This is a genomic window from Dermabacter jinjuensis, assembly GCF_902381725.1.
Lineage (GTDB): Bacteria > Actinomycetota > Actinomycetes > Actinomycetales > Dermabacteraceae > Dermabacter > Dermabacter hominis.
Map to the genome: position 1 here is coordinate 795,052 of NZ_LR698963.1, position 17,487 is coordinate 812,538.

Annotated in this window: 10 protein-coding genes and 1 pseudogene; 6 read left to right on the plus strand and 5 right to left on the minus strand. The window is 65.7% G+C overall.

Going from position 1 to position 17,487, the window contains the following annotated elements; translation table 11 throughout:
- The first annotated feature begins 523 nt into the window (after positions 1–523).
- Complete coding sequence (locus FXY94_RS03490; protein ID WP_016663643.1) at positions 524–3,334, plus strand: PD-(D/E)XK nuclease family protein; 2,811 nt, start codon at positions 524–526, stop codon at positions 3,332–3,334.
- On the plus strand, positions 3,331–6,927 hold the full coding sequence (locus FXY94_RS03495; RefSeq protein WP_016663644.1) for a UvrD-helicase domain-containing protein: 3,597 nt from the start codon (positions 3,331–3,333) through the stop codon (positions 6,925–6,927). Before FXY94_RS03490 ends, FXY94_RS03495 begins: the two co-directional genes overlap by 4 nt.
- On the opposite strand, the pseudogene FXY94_RS03500 reads toward FXY94_RS03495, so the two are convergent.
- A pseudogene (locus tag FXY94_RS03500) lies at positions 6,924–7,295 on the minus strand (amylo-alpha-1,6-glucosidase); the annotation flags it as partial. The gene FXY94_RS03495 and the pseudogene FXY94_RS03500 overlap by 4 nt on opposite strands.
- A gap of 342 nt (positions 7,296–7,637) precedes the next feature.
- Complete coding sequence (locus FXY94_RS03505) at positions 7,638–8,657, minus strand: hypothetical protein (RefSeq protein ID WP_040386424.1); 1,020 nt, start codon at positions 8,655–8,657, stop codon at positions 7,638–7,640.
- A gap of 329 nt (positions 8,658–8,986) precedes the next feature.
- Between FXY94_RS03505 and FXY94_RS03510 the strand changes: the two genes are divergently transcribed.
- The 4 genes from FXY94_RS03510 to FXY94_RS03525 all read left to right on the plus strand — a co-directional run bounded on the left by FXY94_RS03510 (position 8,987) and on the right by FXY94_RS03525 (position 15,148).
- Positions 8,987–12,412, plus strand: a complete 3,426-nt coding sequence (locus FXY94_RS03510; protein ID WP_147594885.1) for a DEAD/DEAH box helicase — start codon at positions 8,987–8,989, stop codon at positions 12,410–12,412.
- Positions 12,409–13,263: an ADP-dependent NAD(P)H-hydrate dehydratase gene (locus FXY94_RS03515; protein WP_016663648.1), complete on the plus strand. Its 855-nt coding sequence runs from the start codon at positions 12,409–12,411 to the stop codon at positions 13,261–13,263. The genes FXY94_RS03510 and FXY94_RS03515 overlap by 4 nt, the downstream gene beginning before the upstream one ends.
- An 82-nt stretch (positions 13,264–13,345) precedes the next feature.
- Positions 13,346–14,362 (plus strand): TerC/Alx family metal homeostasis membrane protein, encoded by a 1,017-nt coding sequence (locus tag FXY94_RS03520; RefSeq protein ID WP_016663649.1) that lies wholly within the window; start codon positions 13,346–13,348, stop codon positions 14,360–14,362.
- Positions 14,363–14,416: 54 nt separating this feature from the next.
- Entirely contained in the window at positions 14,417–15,148 is a 732-nt protein-coding gene (locus tag FXY94_RS03525; RefSeq protein ID WP_016663650.1) for a VIT1/CCC1 transporter family protein, read from the plus strand.
- Between the two features lie 8 nt (positions 15,149–15,156).
- On the opposite strand, the gene gluQRS is transcribed toward FXY94_RS03525, so the two are convergent.
- Genes gluQRS through FXY94_RS03540 form a run of 3 tightly spaced genes read right to left on the minus strand, consistent with a single transcriptional unit; the run spans position 15,157 to position 17,477 of the window.
- A complete protein-coding gene (gene gluQRS, locus FXY94_RS03530; RefSeq protein ID WP_016663651.1) occupies positions 15,157–16,170 on the minus strand; it encodes a tRNA glutamyl-Q(34) synthetase GluQRS in 1,014 nt (337 codons plus the stop codon).
- On the minus strand, positions 16,157–16,729 hold the full coding sequence (locus FXY94_RS03535; protein WP_016663652.1) for a GNAT family N-acetyltransferase: 573 nt from the start codon (positions 16,727–16,729) through the stop codon (positions 16,157–16,159). The genes gluQRS and FXY94_RS03535 overlap by 14 nt, the downstream gene beginning before the upstream one ends.
- Positions 16,722–17,477 (minus strand): hypothetical protein, encoded by a 756-nt coding sequence (locus FXY94_RS03540; RefSeq protein ID WP_016663653.1) that lies wholly within the window; start codon positions 17,475–17,477, stop codon positions 16,722–16,724. Before FXY94_RS03540 ends, FXY94_RS03535 begins: the two co-directional genes overlap by 8 nt.
- Positions 17,478–17,487: the final 10 nt, after the last annotated feature.

Here is a 17,487-nt window from a genome sequence, read left to right on the forward strand (position 1 = left end):
GAAAGGGGCCGGAGATGTAGAGAAGCGCCCGTCGGACCCCCTCCGCCGGGCGCTTCTCGTACCGCGGAAATCCCCTCACCGCGGCACCGCCCCACCCGCGCGATGGTGTTAGTGGCGGGTGGCGATGTGAACGCCGCTTGGCGGCGCGGGCCTGAGCCCTCGTTTGTGAAGATGAGGAACGCGGTTCCGTCACGGGGAGACCCGCGACACGAACATCACGAATATATAACAGTCGCTGGTCAAGCGCTATTCAGAGACATCGTTTTGGGAAATTAGGGCATGTGTGCTCCGCCACTTTTACGGCGACTGCCGTGTTTTGGCTGCGCAGAGCCGGGGCTATGAGGCTCGCACCGCGGCGTGCTGGCCACCGGGGACGGCACACGGGTGGGGCAGCGCTTGGGTTGGGCTCCTCGGGTCGCCGTCGAGCGTGCGGTTGAGGGCGGGTCCGACGGTTGCCGGTTTAAATGTCTCACCCCCGGGATACCGTTGTGGGCGTAACGGGAAACGGTCGAGAGGGGCCCTCGTGAGGATTCGATTTGGCTGGCTTGCGGATGGCGCTGCGTGGGCGTCGCGCGGCGGCGCGGAGCGTACGTGGGACATGGTCGCGGGGCCGCGAGAGCTCGTGGGGGTGCTGCTTACGCGCCTGGGGCTGCGTCATCCGGAAACGTCGCACGCGGTGAGGGTTGCGCGCATGCACCGCCTTCTCGGCGAGGTGGATCATTCGTGGTATCGGCGCTCGCGAGAGCTGGATCCGTGGAACACGGCGCGCGTGCTGCTTCGGCTACGCGATGAGGCGCTCGAATTGGGGTGGTGTGCGCCGGAGCCTCGCCGGATTGATGGAGTACGCCAGCCCCGGCTTCAGGCGCTCGCGGCTCTCGAACAGGCCATTGTCGTGGGCGTCGAAGGAGTTCCCGGTGCGAATCTGCCACCGGGGTTTGCCGATGATCTCGCGAGTGTTCACGCCGAGCTCGAAGGGCTTGCGGCTTCGAGCGAAGTGTGGCCACTGGGGATCGAGGCCATCGAGTGCACCGAGGATCCTCGCAGTCTGCCCGGCCGGTGGCCGGCGATTTTTACGCTCCTTTCGCGCTGCGGTGTCGAGGTGACGGTTTGCGCGGACGATGCGCGCGTGCCCGGTTCACTGTCGATCGTGCGTGCGCCCCAGGAACTCTCGGCCGGGGAAATTGCCGCGCAGATCCTCGAAGACGCATGCGCGGGCGAAGGCGCCGTGACCGTGCTTGCAAGTAGGGGAACACTCCCGCTTGACCTCTCGCTTACGCGGCGCGGCCTCCCGCCCGTCGCGCATGCGCCGTCGGAATTGCCACGGCTTGCCGCACAGATCGTGCCGCTCTTTCTCGAGGCGAGTAGCGCTCCCGTGAACGTGCAGGCGCTCGTGGAGTTCCTCAGTGTCGAGGTTCCGTGCGAGAAAGGGCGGGAATCTGCGGGAGAGAGGCAAGCGTCGGCCCCCGTGCTGCCGTGGAAGGTGACCCGCGCGCTCCTTCGCGCCCTCGGGGAGGAAGCGGGGATCGACGCGAGCGATCCGCATTCGGCCTTCTCGCGGGCGCTCGAGGAAATAGCTGCAGATCCCGAAGTCGGCACGCAGAATGTCGCGATCGTGCGTGAGCTGTGCGCGTTCACCGCCGAAACTCCGGGGGAGCGCGTGGCGGTCGGTGCTCTCGGCAGGCGCCTTGAGTTTCTCGAGGCACGAGTGGAATCGATGCCGAGAGCGGCCGGGCCCGCGAAGAGAATCATTCGCCAGCACCTCGCGACCCTTCGCGATCTCGTGGGCCTCGTGGGAGGGCCCTCGCTCAGTGAGCGCGAGCTGCGCGACCTCGTCTCGGCTTCCGCGCCTTCGGCACGGTCGGTGCTCGCGCGGCCATCCGTTACCCCGTGGGAAACGGCGGTGAGTGAGGCGCACGTGGATGGAGGAACGGTGGTGTGGTGGGGCGCCGCTGGAGTCCAAGGAAGGCGCAGTGCCACGTGGGATCGTTCGGAAGTTGACCTGCTCGAAGAGGGCGGGGCCCGCGTCATTGAACCGGAGGCACTCGAGGCGCTCGAGATGGGCACGAAACTGCGTGCTTTGAGTCGAGCCTCAACGATCATCGCCGTCGTTGCCGATGTCGTGGACGGCGAGCGTGCGAGCCTCAACCCTGCACTCGCGCCACTCGCGGGAGCATGGCTTGAGGCCCACCCCGACATCCAGGCTCTGGACGCGAAGCAATCGGATCCCACGCAGCATCGGGCGCTCACGATCGATGCGCGTCAATGGGCCGCGCGACGGCTCGAGGCGGGGTTGCTCGAAACAGTGCCCGAGCTTCGATTCATGCCGCCATCAACCCTCGCGCGCGACGTGACGCCCGGGATGCACCTCATGCCAGAACGCCTGTCGTTTACGCAGCTCGAAAAACTTCACCGCGACGCCCTTGAATGGGTGCTCCGCTACCCGTTCGGCATCAAACCGGGCAGCGCCGCGAGCGTCCCGAGCGGCAACCGCGCGATAGGCACGCTCGTCCACGCCGTTATCGAAACTCTCGTCAATGACAAACTCGTGCCGCCAAGCTACGAGGTTCCCGAAAGCACCGTCGAGGAACTCGTGGCGCGCCTCATCCCCCGGTACGCGAGTCATCTCGACCTCCCCGGCAACGAGGCTCTGCGCGCGTACGTCCTACGGCGGGCGAAAACTAGCATCGGCATGCTGTTTCGCACGCTCCGCAGCGCGGGCATCAGCGTGCTTCAGATCGAGCATGCACTCGAAGGCGTGCCCCTCACCTTCACGGTGGAAGCCACCGGCGCAGCCCAGCAGTTCACCGCGCCCCTCTTCGGTTCGATCGACTTCACGGGAATCGACGAGAACGGAAGACCCGTTCTCCTCGACTTCAAGTGGACGAACAGCACGTCGCGATACGCGAACTACGTCGCCACACACGCAGCGCTCCAGCTTGCGACCTACGCGTGGGCATACGGCGCACAGAGAGGTGAGATGCGTGAGCCGCGCTCCGGATATTTCATGCTGCGGCACGCGGAGTTCGTGACCCTAGACCGGGGCCTCGGCGGGCGAGGGGAAAGCGGCGAAACTTCCGACGGAAGCCTCGCCCTTTTCGAGCGGCTTCGCGCCACGATCGAGGATGAACTGAGCGCGATCGCCCAGGGCCGCGTGACGAGTGCGCTGGGGGACATCGCCCTTGCCAGCGGTCTTTCGCCCCTCGACACCGCCCACAAAAAAGCCGCGGCGGAACTTGCCGAGGAACGCGCGCAAGCGGGGCGCGTATTCGTCGACGCTAACGCCGCCTACAGCGACTACTGCCTGCTCACGGGACTCACGGGAGACTACTCATGACCTTCACCGTCATCACCGCGTCGGCGGGATCCGGCAAAACCTACACCCTCACCACGCGACTGGCTGATGCGCTCGCGGGCGGCGTGCGCACGAGCGAAATCATCGCGACGACCTTCACGGTGAAGGCCGCGGCCGAGCTCCGCGAGCGTCTCCAAGTACGCCTTCTCGAGCTCGGGCACGTGGAGCAGGCGAACGAGATCGGCTCGGCACTCATTGGCACGGTCAACTCGATCGCGGGGAGCATCGTTCAGGACTACGCGATTGACATGGGGCTTAGCCCCGAGCTGCGAGTGCTGAGCGAAGAGGAAAGCGAACTCATCTTCACGGCGTCGATCAACCACACCATCGCCGAGATCGAGGAGCGCGAGCACGCGCTCCTTGCTCGACTCGGATACGAAGGGGCACCAGATCAAGGCGCGAACTCGTTTGAGCGTGATGAATCGTGGGCGAGCGCCGTCACGAGCATGACGAGGCTCGCGCGCACGAACGGCATCACACCCGCCGCCCTCGAGCGCAGTGCCGAGGAATCGATCACCGCTTTCCGCTCGATGATCAATGAGGCAGGCTACGAGAGTGGGCCCGATCAACGCGGAGCCTGGCTGCGAGTTTTCGAAAGTTGCCTCGCAGAACTCACGGCGGATCGCGACGCGGCGCGTGCGGCCGAGGCCCAGGGCGAGGAGCTTACGCATTGGCCGAGCGACGGCGAGCCCGCGAAACGGGTCTCGTCGACACTCGGAAACATCGAGGGATCGATCGTGACGCTCGAGTCGCTCTACCGTCGCATGAGCCGCGGCATCGAGAGCGTGCCGTGGACGCAGTGGATGGCACTCGCCGACGTGAGGAAAGTGCGCCCGGCCCACGGAGGAAAAAAGCCCGGTGCGCGACCCCAGGCTGTCTTCGCACCGCTTGCCGACCTGATCCTCGGCGCGAGCGACGGCGTGGGGGTTCTCGGTAACGAAGCGTTCCTCGCGGATGTCGAGAAACTGATTCTCCTCGCGTTCTCGACTGCGGCCCACGCGCTCGAAGCGTATGCCGAGCACAAGGCAGCCCTGGGGGTCATGGATTTCGCCGATCAAGAGACCCTCGCGCTCGATCTTGTCACTCACAACGAGCGCGTGCGGTCCTCACTCAAGAGCCGTTTTCGCTTCCTCGCCGTTGACGAATTTCAGGACACATCCCCGATTCAGCTCGAGCTTTTCATGCGTCTTGGCGACCTTGTCGAGGACGTCGTGTGGGTGGGTGACCAAAAGCAGTCAATCTATGGCTTTCGCGACGCGGCCCCCGAGCTCATGTCGGGCGTCGTCGACGCCGTGCGCGAGGGCCGCGGAGGGTTCGCCGGCGGAAACGTCGAGGCGCTTACCGATTCCTATCGAAGCTCTGAGCCGCCGCTCGCCCTCACCAACGCCCTGTTCACGGCAATCTTTCGAGACATGAAGCCGTCGACTGTCGCGCTTGACGTGCCCGGTGCCCGCGAGAACACGCGGCATGAGGGCGGCGTGGAGCTGTGGAAAGGCCCCGAGAACCTGCCCCGCGCGAAGGACGCAGCATTGCGAAGCTCGATCGCGACGGGCATCCACGCGCTCCTCACCTCGGGCGCCGCAATCGCAGGAAAACCCCTGACGCCCGGTGATATTGCCGTGCTCGCGAGAAACGGAGGAGCACTTGCCACCGTGACGGACGCGCTTGAAACCCTCGGCATACCCACGACTGGCGCGAAGCGTGATCTATGGACCGGACGCGAGGCGCACATGATGCGCGCCGGCCTCGCGTCCCTCCTCGACCCGAATGACACTCTCGCTCTCGCCGAGCTGGTGAGCCTCGTGCCGGAGCATGCGTCGCACGAAAGCTGGTTCCACGAGCTTGGCGCACTCCCCAATCGTGCCGAGCGTGCGCGGCGCATGCGCACCTGGCGTGAAGATCCCGCACTTGCGGGCCTCGAAGCTTTGCGTGCGCGCGCTGCTCAACTCAGTCCGAGCGAAGTTGTCCTCGCCCTGATCGATGCGCTCGAGCTTCCGCGGCGCGTCAAGCAGTGGAGTGCGAGCGAGGAGCGACTCGCAGTTCTCGATGCCCTTCATTCGCTTGCCCGCGAGTACGAGGAGGAGTGCACGGGCAGGGGCCGCGCCATGGGCCTAGCCGGCCTCGGGGCCTTCCTTGCGGAGCACGGCAAGGAGCACAGGCTTGCGCACGACCCGAACGCCGTCACCGTCAGCACCATCCACGGTGCAAAGGGCCTGCAGTGGCCCGTGGTCGTCACGATCGTTCCCGAGAAGGCGAAAAACGTTCGAGACGCGGTGACCGTGCGGCCGAGGCCAGCGTCGGAATTCGATCCCGAACACCCCCTCACCGGTCGAGCGCTGCGCTTCAACCCGATCATCAACGACTCTTTCGCGCCCATGGCAAAGGCGCTCGCACACGATAGCGATGTGACGCGCGCGCGTCTCGCCAACCGCGCGGAGGAGGCCCGCATCCACTACGTTGCGCTCACGCGAGCGAAATATCAGCTCGTTCTCGCAGGTCACAAAGACCTTACCGAGACGCTGTACGCGCAGTTTTCGCCCGAGGTTCTCGAGGCGGAAATCGCCGAAGCAGCCACGTGGACCCCCGAGCGGGACGAATCCACAAAGGCCGTGAAAGAACGCAAGGAGGCTCGGGATCAGAAGGCCACGTACACGCTCGAGCTCACGGAGAAATCCGACGGCTGCGCAGCCCTCACCGTGACCGGCGCGCGCGTCCCGGCCGGCCTGCCGGGCCAGAGCGAGCCTCACTGCGCCGCTGATGCTGACGACGACGCCCAAGCGAACGAGTGTGAGTGCGGTCCTCGCGTCTCAACGATCCCCGTGACGGTTCTCCACCACGAGACCCCAGGCGACGCCGATGACCCCGATTCGCCTCTCGAACCGTACCGCCGGGAGCGAAGCCCACTCGCGGCGGAACCCACGGCGGCTCCCACGGGGGCGCCGTCCAGTTTCATCGAGCACGAGGGCGGCCTTCCCGCGCGTTTTGCCGCGAGCGCCGTTGAGTCCACCGGCATCGACGCGCGAGTCACGATCCACGCGAAGCTCGGCGCCCCTCTCGTCGGGGAGGGCGGAACGCACCGAGAACTCGTAGGCGAAGCCGTCCACGCCTACCTTGCGACCCCGTACTCGCAGCTACCGCGCGAGCGCCAGCTCACCCTTGCCCGGAGGATCACCGATCGATGGCTCGGCACAAACCCTCTGCTCAAAGCGAAGGTCACGCCCGAGGTCATCGTCGAGGTCGGCGAGCGATGGCACGCCTGGATCACGCGCGAATTTCCCGGGCACACCGCCGGCACCGAGGTTCCGGTGGCGTGGTGGAATGCCGACGGTCAAGCCATGGAAGGCTGGATCGACTCGCTCCTGACCCTCGAAAACGGTCACAGCATCGTCGTGGATCACAAAACGAATTCGCGGACCGAACCAGCCGACGTCCTCGATTTCATTCGCCGCGAATACGTGGGCCAGCTCGCGACCTACCTGAACGCCCTCGAGGAGCGTACGGGGCGCCGCCCCGATTATGCCCTCGTGCATCTCCCACTCAGCGGGTACGTCGTGAAAGTCGAGGTCAAGCCCTAGTCTCGTGCGGGGAGCAGCCCGAGCACTTCGGCGATCGGAACGGCGCTCGCCGCAGCCCACGCCTGCGGACGACACGATGCGGGATAGGGCAGCGGCTGCTGCACGGCAACCGTCGGATCCCCCGCAAACAGTTCGGGCAGACGCCAGTCGAAGCCCTGCGCCGCCCGCACGAGCGACCGGGCGATCTGCCGTGCCTCGCTTGTGAATCCCGCACGCATGGCTTGGCGCATGACGAACGCCGTGTCGTGACTCCACACGCTGCCACCGTGGTAGCGGGTCGGGAAGTACGCGCTGTTGTCGCTCGAGAGGGTGCGGATGCCAAAGCCCGTGAACATCGTCGAGTCCATGAGACGGTCGATGACCAGGCGTTCTTCGCGCTCCTCGAGGAGTCACGCGGCTACGAGCCTAGCTTCATAGGCGTACCCCTGTACTTCAGTGAGGGCGATCGGTCCTTCGACGATCGTGCCGTCCGCGAATCGCACGGAGCCACCCGAGTCCTTCCAGCCCTGGTTCGCAAGGCCGTGGCCTGATTCGTCGATGTATTCGAGGAACAGGTCGCCGTCGGCGTCGGCGTGATCGAGGAGCCAATCGGCGGCGCGCGCAACGTTGTCCGCAAGGGCTGACGGCGTCCCTAGCGAAACCAGGGGGATCTGTCCCCAACAATTGTGGCGGTATCTCGTCTCTTACCGCCGCAAACGTGGGGTTTAGTTTCATAGGGCACCAGCTGCGTCGTTGCCCGTGTCGCGCAAGCGCTCGACCCAGCGTTCGTGGAGCACGCTCGCGGGGCTTTGGTCTTCCTCGGCAACGCCGGGTTCGAGGGGTTCATAGGTGAGGTCCTCATTCACGTCGTCATCGGCGACGTTGAAGCGCAGCACGATACGGGTAGGAACTGGCTCGCCCGCGGCCTCTAGTTCGTCCTGGAAATCGGCCGTATTTTCGGTGAGCGGTTCGAGGAGATACTCGACCTGCTCCTCGATCGGGCTTTCGAGCTCGGGGATTGCTTTGCCGAGTTCGTGCGACCGGACGATGGCGCCGTCGATCTCGTATACGGCGTTCACCGAGACGGCTCCGCCGAGGTGGGCAACGACCCATACGCGCTGAAGTGACTCGTGGCAGTCGGCGAAGCTATAGGCGACCTGCAAGCAGTATGCCGACCACTGGTCGAAAGGCGTCTCGAAGTCGGTGGGGTCCGTCGGCTCGAACTCGATAGGGGCGGCGTGAGCGTCCTGTTCGTCGCCGGGTTCCTCAGGGAGCGCGGATGCAGAGTCATCGCCGGTCTCGCGTAGTCGCTCAATCCACCGCTCGATGAGTTCGGTATTGCTCACCTGCTTCTCTTCGGGAACTCCGGGTTCGAGCGAGTCGTAGGTAATGCTCGCTGTCAGTTCCTCCTGCTTGACTTCGTAGCGCAGCACGATGCGAGTGGGCAGCGGCTCGTTCGCCTCGACGACTGCGTCTCGCAGTTCGACCGAGTTCTCGAGGAGGGGATGGAGAAGTTCCCCCTGCGCCTCGGGGGAGCAGTCGAGTTCAGGAATCGCCTCGTCGAGGCTGTAAGGTTCGCAAATCCGGCCGTTGACTTCGTAAACGGCGTACGGCGTCACGGTTGTACCGAGGTGTGCGATCACCCAGAGTCGGTCGAGTGTCTCGTGGCCGTCGGCGTAGGTGTAAGCGAGTTGCACACAGGCGGGTGCCCACTCTTCGAATTCGTTCTTGAATGTGCCCTGGTTCACCATGGCTCAAGGCTAAACGGTCGCGCCTGGAGGCTCCTCGAGGTCGCGCGAATCTAAACCCAACGTTTGCGGCGGAACCCACCCGAATTGCGCCACAAACGTAGGGGTTAGTTTTCTAGGTCAGGAAGGAAGGAGTCGGGGAGGGGGAGTGGGCGAGAGGGCCGGGGAGGGGTCGGGGCGGGGGCAAGGTGAGTAGGCGGTGAGGGCCGGAAGGGCCCGGGGCCGGCCCATCCCTCGGGCAGCAGGCCGGGGGCAGGCCCGCCCCTCGGCTAGGGAGCGGAGGGCTCTTGGTGGTCCGACGGCGCCTTTTCCTGGCCTGTACCCTGGAAGTTATGGCTTCTTCCGCGCACACCCCTCAGCCGCCGTTTCCTTGCGTGCCGAAGGCCCTCATCGAACCGGTGTTTGGACGCGTCGTCGTGGAGCGCGCGGCCGATTACGCGAATGACGACCATGTTCGCCTTCCCAACTGGGTGACGACCTCGACCGGGTCGAAGGGCGAGCTCATCGGCGTCGTGCACGGGCGCGGCGCGGAGTCCTACCGGGTGCGGGTGTCGCTCCACCATGTCGACGATGACGAAAGCGAGACCGAGGGGGCGCTTCCCCTGTGGATTCCCGTGCAGTCGACGTGTTCGTGTCCCGTGGTCATGAACTGCAAGCACGGCGCGGCGCTTGCCCTGTGGTCGGGCCAGCAGGCAGAGGAGTGGGCGGAGGCCCGCGAGGCGGAACCCGAGGAGAAGGCAGCGTCGTGGCTCGAGACCCTCGCACCGCTCTTGCGGGCGAGCGAGGAGGAAACGGAGGACACGACCCCTCTCGCGCTCGGTTTTGACCTCAAGGCCGAGCAGCTCCACAAGACCAGGTTCTCGTGGGGGTATGAGCCGTTCACGATGGCGCACCTCGAGGCGGGTAAGAGCGTGTATCTGTCGATCCGCCCGCTGCGCCGCGGTAAGCGCAACAACTGGATCAAGTCGGGGCTGTCGTGGCGGACGTTCGAGTACCGCATGAACGGTCGAGGCTTCGACCCCGCGCATGCTGACGCCTTGACCAGGATCTTTGCGCTGTCGGAGGCGGATCGCAGCCACACGGCCGCGGTCGAGCAGCTGTGGATCAACCAGTTTCGCTCGCCGATCCTGTGGGAGGCTCTCGCGCGCGCTCGCGAGGCGGGGGTGGCGTTTGTGGGATTGGAGAACGTTGGCGAGGTCCGGCTTGGTGAGGGGGCCGACGTCGGCCTCGACCTGACCGGCGCCGACGATCTCACGGTGCGGGCCCTCGCCCATATTGACGGCGAACCGAGGCCCGAGGCGCGCATGCTCGGTTCGAACGGCGTCATCGACATCCGCCAGGGCGCCCGCGACACGTTCGATATTGAATTCGCGGCAACCTCCGCGCCTGTGCCGATGCCCGTGCAGAAGCTCCTCGAGGCACGCACTCGCATCGACGTGCCAAAGAGCGACCGCGAGGCGTTCTTTGATAGCGCGCTTCCTCGCCTGAACCGCGTCACGAGCGTCGCAAGCGGCGACGGAAGCGTCACGATGCCCGCGCCGAAAAAGCCGCGGCTGCAGCTCGAGGTCGCCTACAGCGGTGCGAACACGGTTGCACTCGCGTGGTCGTGGTTCTACCCCTCAACTCGGAGTCGTTTCGGCGTGTACCAGCAGGGTGGTGCTGGCCGCGAGCACGACTACGAGGATGAGCTTCTTGCCGAGGTGCGTGACCTGTGGCCAACGGTTGGCGGCGCGCGCCCCGATGACCGCGCCCCCGAAGGCACCGAGAAGCTGAGCGACGTGGACACCGCCCACTTCACGACGCGTGTTCTGCCTGAGCTCGAGGCGATGGACGGCATCGACGTCACCGTTTCAGGCACGCGCCACACCTATCGTGAACTCGATGGCGATCCTTCCGTGCGCGTGAGGCAGACCGAGAATCCTTCGAAGAATGATTGGTTCGACCTTGGTTTCGAGGTCACGCTCGAGGGCAGAACGATCCCGTTCCCCTCCCTTTTTGTGGCGCTCGCGAAGGGGCAGTCGACGCTTCTGCTCGAGGATCGCACCTACTTTTCGCTTGAGCATCCGGCATTCGATGCCCTGCGCGCCCTCATCGCCGAGGGGGAGGCTCTCGCGGAATGGAACCCCGAACGCCAGCAGATCTCGAAGTATCAGGTGGGGTTCTGGGAGGATCTCGCCGACGCGGCGGATGCGACCGAGGCTGCTGACGGTTGGGAAGAAACCGTCGGAAAACTGAAGAACCTCGAGGCCATCCCCCATACGCCCATTCCAGCCGGGCTGCACGCGAAGCTGCGCTCCTACCAGCGTGAGGGCTTCGAGTTCCTTGCGCTGCTGTATTCGCTCGGGCTCGGCGGGATTCTTGCCGATGACATGGGGCTTGGCAAAACCCTCCAGGCGCTCACGCTTATCCAGCACGCGCGAGAGACGGCGAGCGCGGGGGAGGGGAACGGCTCGGTGATGGTGCACGCGGGGGAGACCTCCGCCCAGGCAAGTTCAGGTCCGACGTCTTCCGGCACCCATCGCCCCTTCCTCGTCCTGGCGCCGAGCAGCGTGCTCGGTGTGTGGCAGGCGGAGGCCGAGCGCTTCACGCCCAACCTGAAGGTTGCGCTCGTGGATCGCACGAGGCGCGCCCGAAAAACGGAGCTGCGGCGCGAAATCGAGGGCGCCGATATTGTCGTCACGAGTTACACGATTGCCCGCATCGATTCGGAGGATTTCGCACGCGAACAGTTTGCGGGCCTCATCCTCGACGAGGCCCAATTCGTGAAGAACCGCGCCTCGCGCATCCATCAAGCGGTCAAGAGGATCAAGGCGCCGTTTCGCCTCGCGATCACCGGCACGCCCATGGAGAACTCCCTCGGGGACCTGTGGGCGATCATGTCGATCGTCGCGCCGGGTGTTCTTGGCCCTCACGTGCAGTTCCGCACCCACTTCACGCAGCCGATCGAATCGGGCGAGCATCCGGAGAAGATGCCCGTGCTTCGCCGCCGGCTCCGCCCGTTCATGCTGCGGCGCACGAAGGAACTCGTGGCGAAGGACCTTCCTCAGAAGCAGGAGCAGGTCGTCAAGGTCGAGCTCGAGGGGGCGCACCGCAGGATCTACGATTCGGTGCTTCAACGCGAACGCAAGAAGGTCCTCGGCCTCATCGACGACATGGACAAGAACCGCTTCATCGTGTTTCGCTCACTCACGCTCTTGCGGATGCTCGCGCTCGATCCCGCGCTCGTGGACGATGGCGGCGATAAGAACGCGCCGTCGACGAAGCTCGCGGTTCTTTTCGAGCGCCTCGACGAGGTCGTCGCCGAGGGCCACAGGGTTCTCGTATTCTCGCAGTTCACGAGCTTCCTCGCGCGCGTCGCGGAGCAGCTTCGGGAACGCCAGATCGCCTACCAGTACCTCGACGGTTCGACCCGCGATCGAGCCGACGTCATCCGAGACTTCCGCGAGGGCAACGATCCCGTATTCCTCATCTCCCTCAAGGCCGGCGGTTTCGGCCTGACGCTCACCGAGGCCGATTACGTGTTTCTCCTCGATCCGTGGTGGAATCCCGCCGCCGAAAACCAGGCGATTGACCGCACGCACCGCATCGGCCAAACGGAGCGCGTCATGGTCTACCGTCTCGTTGCGGCAGATACGATCGAGGACAAGGTCCTCGCGCTCCAGGAGAAGAAACGCGCGCTGTTCGATTCGCTCACCGACGGCGGCGAGGCGTTCAGCGCACAGATCACCGCAGACGACGTCAAGGAGCTCTTCTCGTGACCGGTCTCGACAACCTCGCCCGCTACTGGCCCGCGCCTACCGAACGCGACCACAAGTACACGCGCGGCGTTGTGTGCATGGCGACGGGCAGCGAGCACTACCCGGGTGCGGCGCTCATCGGCTGTGAAGCGGCGGCCCGCTGCGGCGTGGGCATGGTGCGCTACCTCGGGCCCGAAGCCGTCGCGCGCATGGTGATAGCGCGTACACCCGAGGTCGTCCCCGCCGTCGGCCGTGCACAGGTATTCGTGGCTGGCTCCGGATGGGAAGGGCCGGGCCGTCTTGAGGCCGTGCGCGCGTGCATGACGGAAACCTCGCCGGGTGCCCATCTGGTCGCGGATGCGGGCGCGCTGAGTCCCGCCCTGGCGCGTGCGAATTCCGACGATTTCTCCGCCCGCCTCGTTCTCACCCCTCACGCGGGGGAGGCCGCGGCTCTGCTCGACGGCTGGGACCGTGGCCGCATCGAAGCCTCGCCTCGCGAGGCCACCGAGACCCTCACCGAGCGCACTGGTGCGACGGTGATCCTCAAGGGGCACACGACGTGGATTGCCGCGCCGGGGACCGACACTCTCGCGGTCACATCGCCCACGACGCGCCTCGCGACCGCGGGAACGGGCGATGCGCTCGCGGGCATCACCGGGGCGTTGCTGGCGCTCAACCACGCACAGATCGCGCAAGGGCTTGAGCGCGGCGACCGTCGGACGCTCCTTGCGGTGTGCGAAGCCGCTGTGACCCTGCACGCTCACGCCGCGGCCCTCGCAGCGGGTGAGGGCCACGCGCCGATTCTCGCAAGCGACATTGCGCAGGTGATTCCTGACCTCTTCGCTCGACTCTCGTCCAAGGTGAACACGTAGACTAGACACAATCCGAAGACGGGCGCCCCATGATGTGAGGCGCCCTCGTCATTTCCACCGCCCCCAGCCCGAAGGGACCCCGATGGGTGAGATTTCCCTGCAGTTCGAGGTCATTTCGCTGATCGTCCTCGTTGCGATCCTCGTTATCGACCTTCTCCTCGTTCTCAAGCGCCCCCACGTGCCGTCCTTCAAGGAGTGCATCGGCTGGGTCGTGTTCTACGTGGCGCTCGCGCTCATCTTCGCCGTCACGCTCTACTTCCTCGCCGACCACCAGGTCGCGGGACAATTCATCGTGGGCTGGCTCACCGAATACTCGCTCAGTATCGACAACCTCTTCGTGTTCATTGTGATCATGTCGAAGTTTGCTGTGCCGAGGAAATACCAGCAAGAGGTGCTCATGGTGGGCATCATCATCGCGCTCATTGCGCGTGCGATCTTGATTTTGCTCGGCATCGCCGTGATCAATTCCTTCGCGTGGGTGTTTTACATCTTTGCGATCTTCCTGTTCTACACGGCCTATAAGCAGGTCCAGGGCGAGGAAGAGGAGGAGGCCGAGGACGGCTTCGTCATGAAGAAGCTCAAGAAGGCCATCCGCGTTCACGATGAGTACGACGGAAACAAGCTCCGCACGGTGGTGAACGGCAAGAAGGTCTTCACGCCGATGCTGCTCGTGTTCCTCACGATCGGCCTGACCGACGTGATGTTCGCGTTCGACTCGATCCCCGCGATCCTCGGCATTTCGCAGAACCCGTTCATCGTGTTCACGACGAACCTGTTCGCGCTCATGGGCCTTCGCCAGCTGTACTTCCTGCTCGGCGGGCTCGTGGATCGCCTCGTGTACCTCCACTACGGTCTCGCGGCGATCCTCGCCTTCATCGGCCTCAAGCTCGTCATTCACGCAGCCCACGAGGCGCCGCTGTGGCCCGAGAATTCCGGATTCGGACACTTCGTGCACTCGATCCCCGAGATCCCGATCTGGCTGTCGCTCGCCGTCATTGCCGGTTCGATGATCATCGCGATTATCGCCTCGCTTCTGTGGGCGCCGAAGACGAACGACGATAAACCGGCGGCCGCTGTCGAGGGTGGCGAAGGACGCTAAGGGTAGGCTTCCCGGTCTAGCGGGCAAGGTTTTTAGCGACGTAGCGTGAGAGCTATGAGTAGCTCTAGCACCGCCTCAGAAACCTCCTCCGAGGACACCCACGACCGCGCCGCGTCATCGGCGAACCTCAACCGCCTGCGTGCCGGTGTGCTCGGCGCAAACGATGGCATCGTGTCCGTCGCCGGCATGGTCGTTGGCGTCGCCGCCGCAACCCCGACCTTCGGCGCTCTCGCGATCGCGGGTGCCGCCGCGCTCAGTGCCGGCGCGCTCTCGATGGCGATGGGCGAGTACGTGTCCGTTTCGACGCAGCGAGACACCGAACGTTCGCTCCTCGAGCGTGAGCGGCAGCGTCTCGCCGCGGATCCGGAACGTGAACTCGCAGCCCTCGCGGCCTCTCTCGAGGAGACCGGGATCCCCGAAGACCTTGCGCGCGAAGCCGCCGAACGCATGAGCGCGCACGACGCGCTCGACGCTCATGCCCGCGTGCGCTACGGCATTGAAGAAGAGTCGATCGCATCGCCGCTCGGCGCCGCCTTTGCCTCACTCATCGCATTCACGCTCGGCGGCCTCCTCCCGTTGATCGCCGTGCTCGTCACGCCCGTTGCCTTCAAAGTCCCCGCTGTCGTTCTCGCGGTTGTCATCGCGCTCGCCCTCACCGGCTCTATTTCGGCGCGCCTCGGCCAGGCGAAAGCGGGCCGGGCGACGATCCGCACGATTCTCGGCGGCACGGCAGCGATGGCCGTCTCCTACGGCATCGGTACGCTGCTCGGCGTGAGCGTGATTTAGGCGCCGGGTCACTCGCCGGGCGTGTAGATCCATGGCGCTCGCGGCAAGGCGCCAGGGTCGAAGGCCTCGAGGATGTCGCGGGCGCTTCGGCACCCCGGAAGCCCCAGGGAGTCTCCGATGGTTTCGGCGACGGCCTCGGGGCTTTCGCCTTTGGCGAGGCGATCCCTGAGCGTCACGGCCCCGTCTCGCTTGGCGATCCTCGCCCCATCTGTATTGAGGGCGAGCGGGACGTGAATGTAGGAGAGGCGCGCTGACGGAGGCGGTGGCGAGGCTGTCCCGGCGACCGTCGGGCCCGCGCCGAGGCGATCAGGGTGCGGGAAAAGCCAGGGCGCGGCGTGCGCGAGTAGGTCGGTGAGGTAGGCCTGGCGCGGACTCGAGCTGAGGAGATCATCCCCGCGCACGACCTGATCGACGCCCGTCTCAATATCGTCGACCACCGCCACGAGGTTGTAGGCGAACATCCCATCGCCGCGCACGAGCACGAAGTCGTCGACGTCGCCCAGGGTGTGCCCGGCGTACAGGTCGGTGACCTCGTAGGAGTGCGTATCCGCGCGCAGTCGCAGCGACGGCTCGCGATTCAGCGCGCGCATCTTCGTGCGACCGGCCTCCCGCTCGACTTCGGTGAGGTCCCGGCATGTTCCGGGGTACGCCCCAGGCGGGGCGTGAGGGGCCGACGGCGCCTCGTGAATCTCGCGGCGGGTGCAATAGCACTCGTAGACGAGCCCGCGTTCATCGAGGGCAGCCACGACCCGCTGATACAGGTCAAGTCGCTTCGACTGCCAGGCAACAGGGCCGTCCCAGTCGAGGCCAAGCGCCTCCATGTCCTCGAGCTGCCTCTCGGCGCTGCCTTCCTTCACACGGTTGAGATCCTCCATGCGCATGAGGAAATGACGGCCGGTGCGGCGCGCAAAAACCCACGCGAGGATCGCCGTACGAAGGTTGCCGAGGTGCAGATCGCCGCTCGGCGAGGGTGCGTAGCGGCCCGCGAAACCGAAGGGCGAGCGGGGATCAGGTGTGGTCATGGAGATCGAGGAGGTAGACGACGTGGGCGCCAGATTCGGTCGGGTCGCTTTCGTAAGAGAGGATGAAGCCGAGGCGCTCGGCGAGGCGGCGCGCGGGAAGGTTGTGCTCCGCGGTAATAAACGCGGCCTCGCGCGGCGCGGTGTCGAGCGCGGCGACCTCGCGAAGACACGTCGTGAGCGCGGCCGTGGCGACCCCGGTTCCCCAGGCCCTCGGCGCTAAACGCACGTAGGTGTTGGCGACCCAGCGCTTCCCGAGCGGCATCGCGGAAAGCCCCGCGACACCGAGGAACTCGCCCGATCCTGCCTCGCGGATGGCGCAGTAACCGAAGCCGTCGCGCTCATGCGAGTCGAGCCACATGCCCAGGACGCGCTGCATCTGGTCGACGGTTTCGAGCGGCCCGATCGTGTCGAGCGTGAACGTGCGCGGATCCGAGTGGAGGAGCCACAGTTGCGGAAGATCCGCCGGCGCGAGAGGCGCGAGGGTGTGCGAGAGAGCCCCGCTCCCACGGCGGGCGTGGGGAACGGGGCTCGTGCTGCTGTGCGGCGGAGTGTCACTCACCCTTGTGAGTGTTTTCCTTTTCGCCGTCGGCGAGGGACTCGGAGACGTCGCCGGCCTCGGCTGCGGCCACCGAATCTGACACTACGGTCGAATCCTCTTCGCTCACGCCAGCGGCGGGGTAGTGCGAGCGGGCGAAGTCCGCGGGCGGGGCCCACGGATCCTCGACGGGGCGGGTCTTCTGCCATGCGAGGTAGCCGGCGGTGCCGGCAACCGCGGCAATGCCGAGGACGACGAGGACGGTGCCGACCTTCGACTTCTTCTTGTCGGCAGCGGGGCTCGTGGTGGCGGCGGTGCGGATCTCGGGCGCGCCCTTCTCCCATTCGGCGCGAGCGGCATCCACGGCGGCGGCGACGGCCGCGCTGAGGGTCGTGTTCGCGGCGTCCGCGGTGCGGCGTGCGCGGGGGAGGTAGTCAGCCTCGAAATCGCTGCGGAACTTGCGAGCGCGCGGGCCGACGTTGCGATCGAATTCATCGGAAAGGCGGCTCGAAAGCCCGCTCACGCGTGCCTGGCCGACATCGAGGCCTTTGCGTACGCGCTTTTCAACCTCGGGGGCGTAGTCGCCGTAGAACTTTTCGGCGCGCTTACGCGCCTCCTTCGACGCCTCGTTGAAGAGCGGCCCGGCGTTGTTGAGTGCCTTGTACCACGTGCTCTGCGCGCGCTTCGCCTGCTTTTCGGCCTGCTTCTTCGCGTGCTTTGCGTGCTTCTTCGCGGCCTTCTTGGCCTCGCGCTTGGAATTGGTGAAAGCCATCGCTGACCCT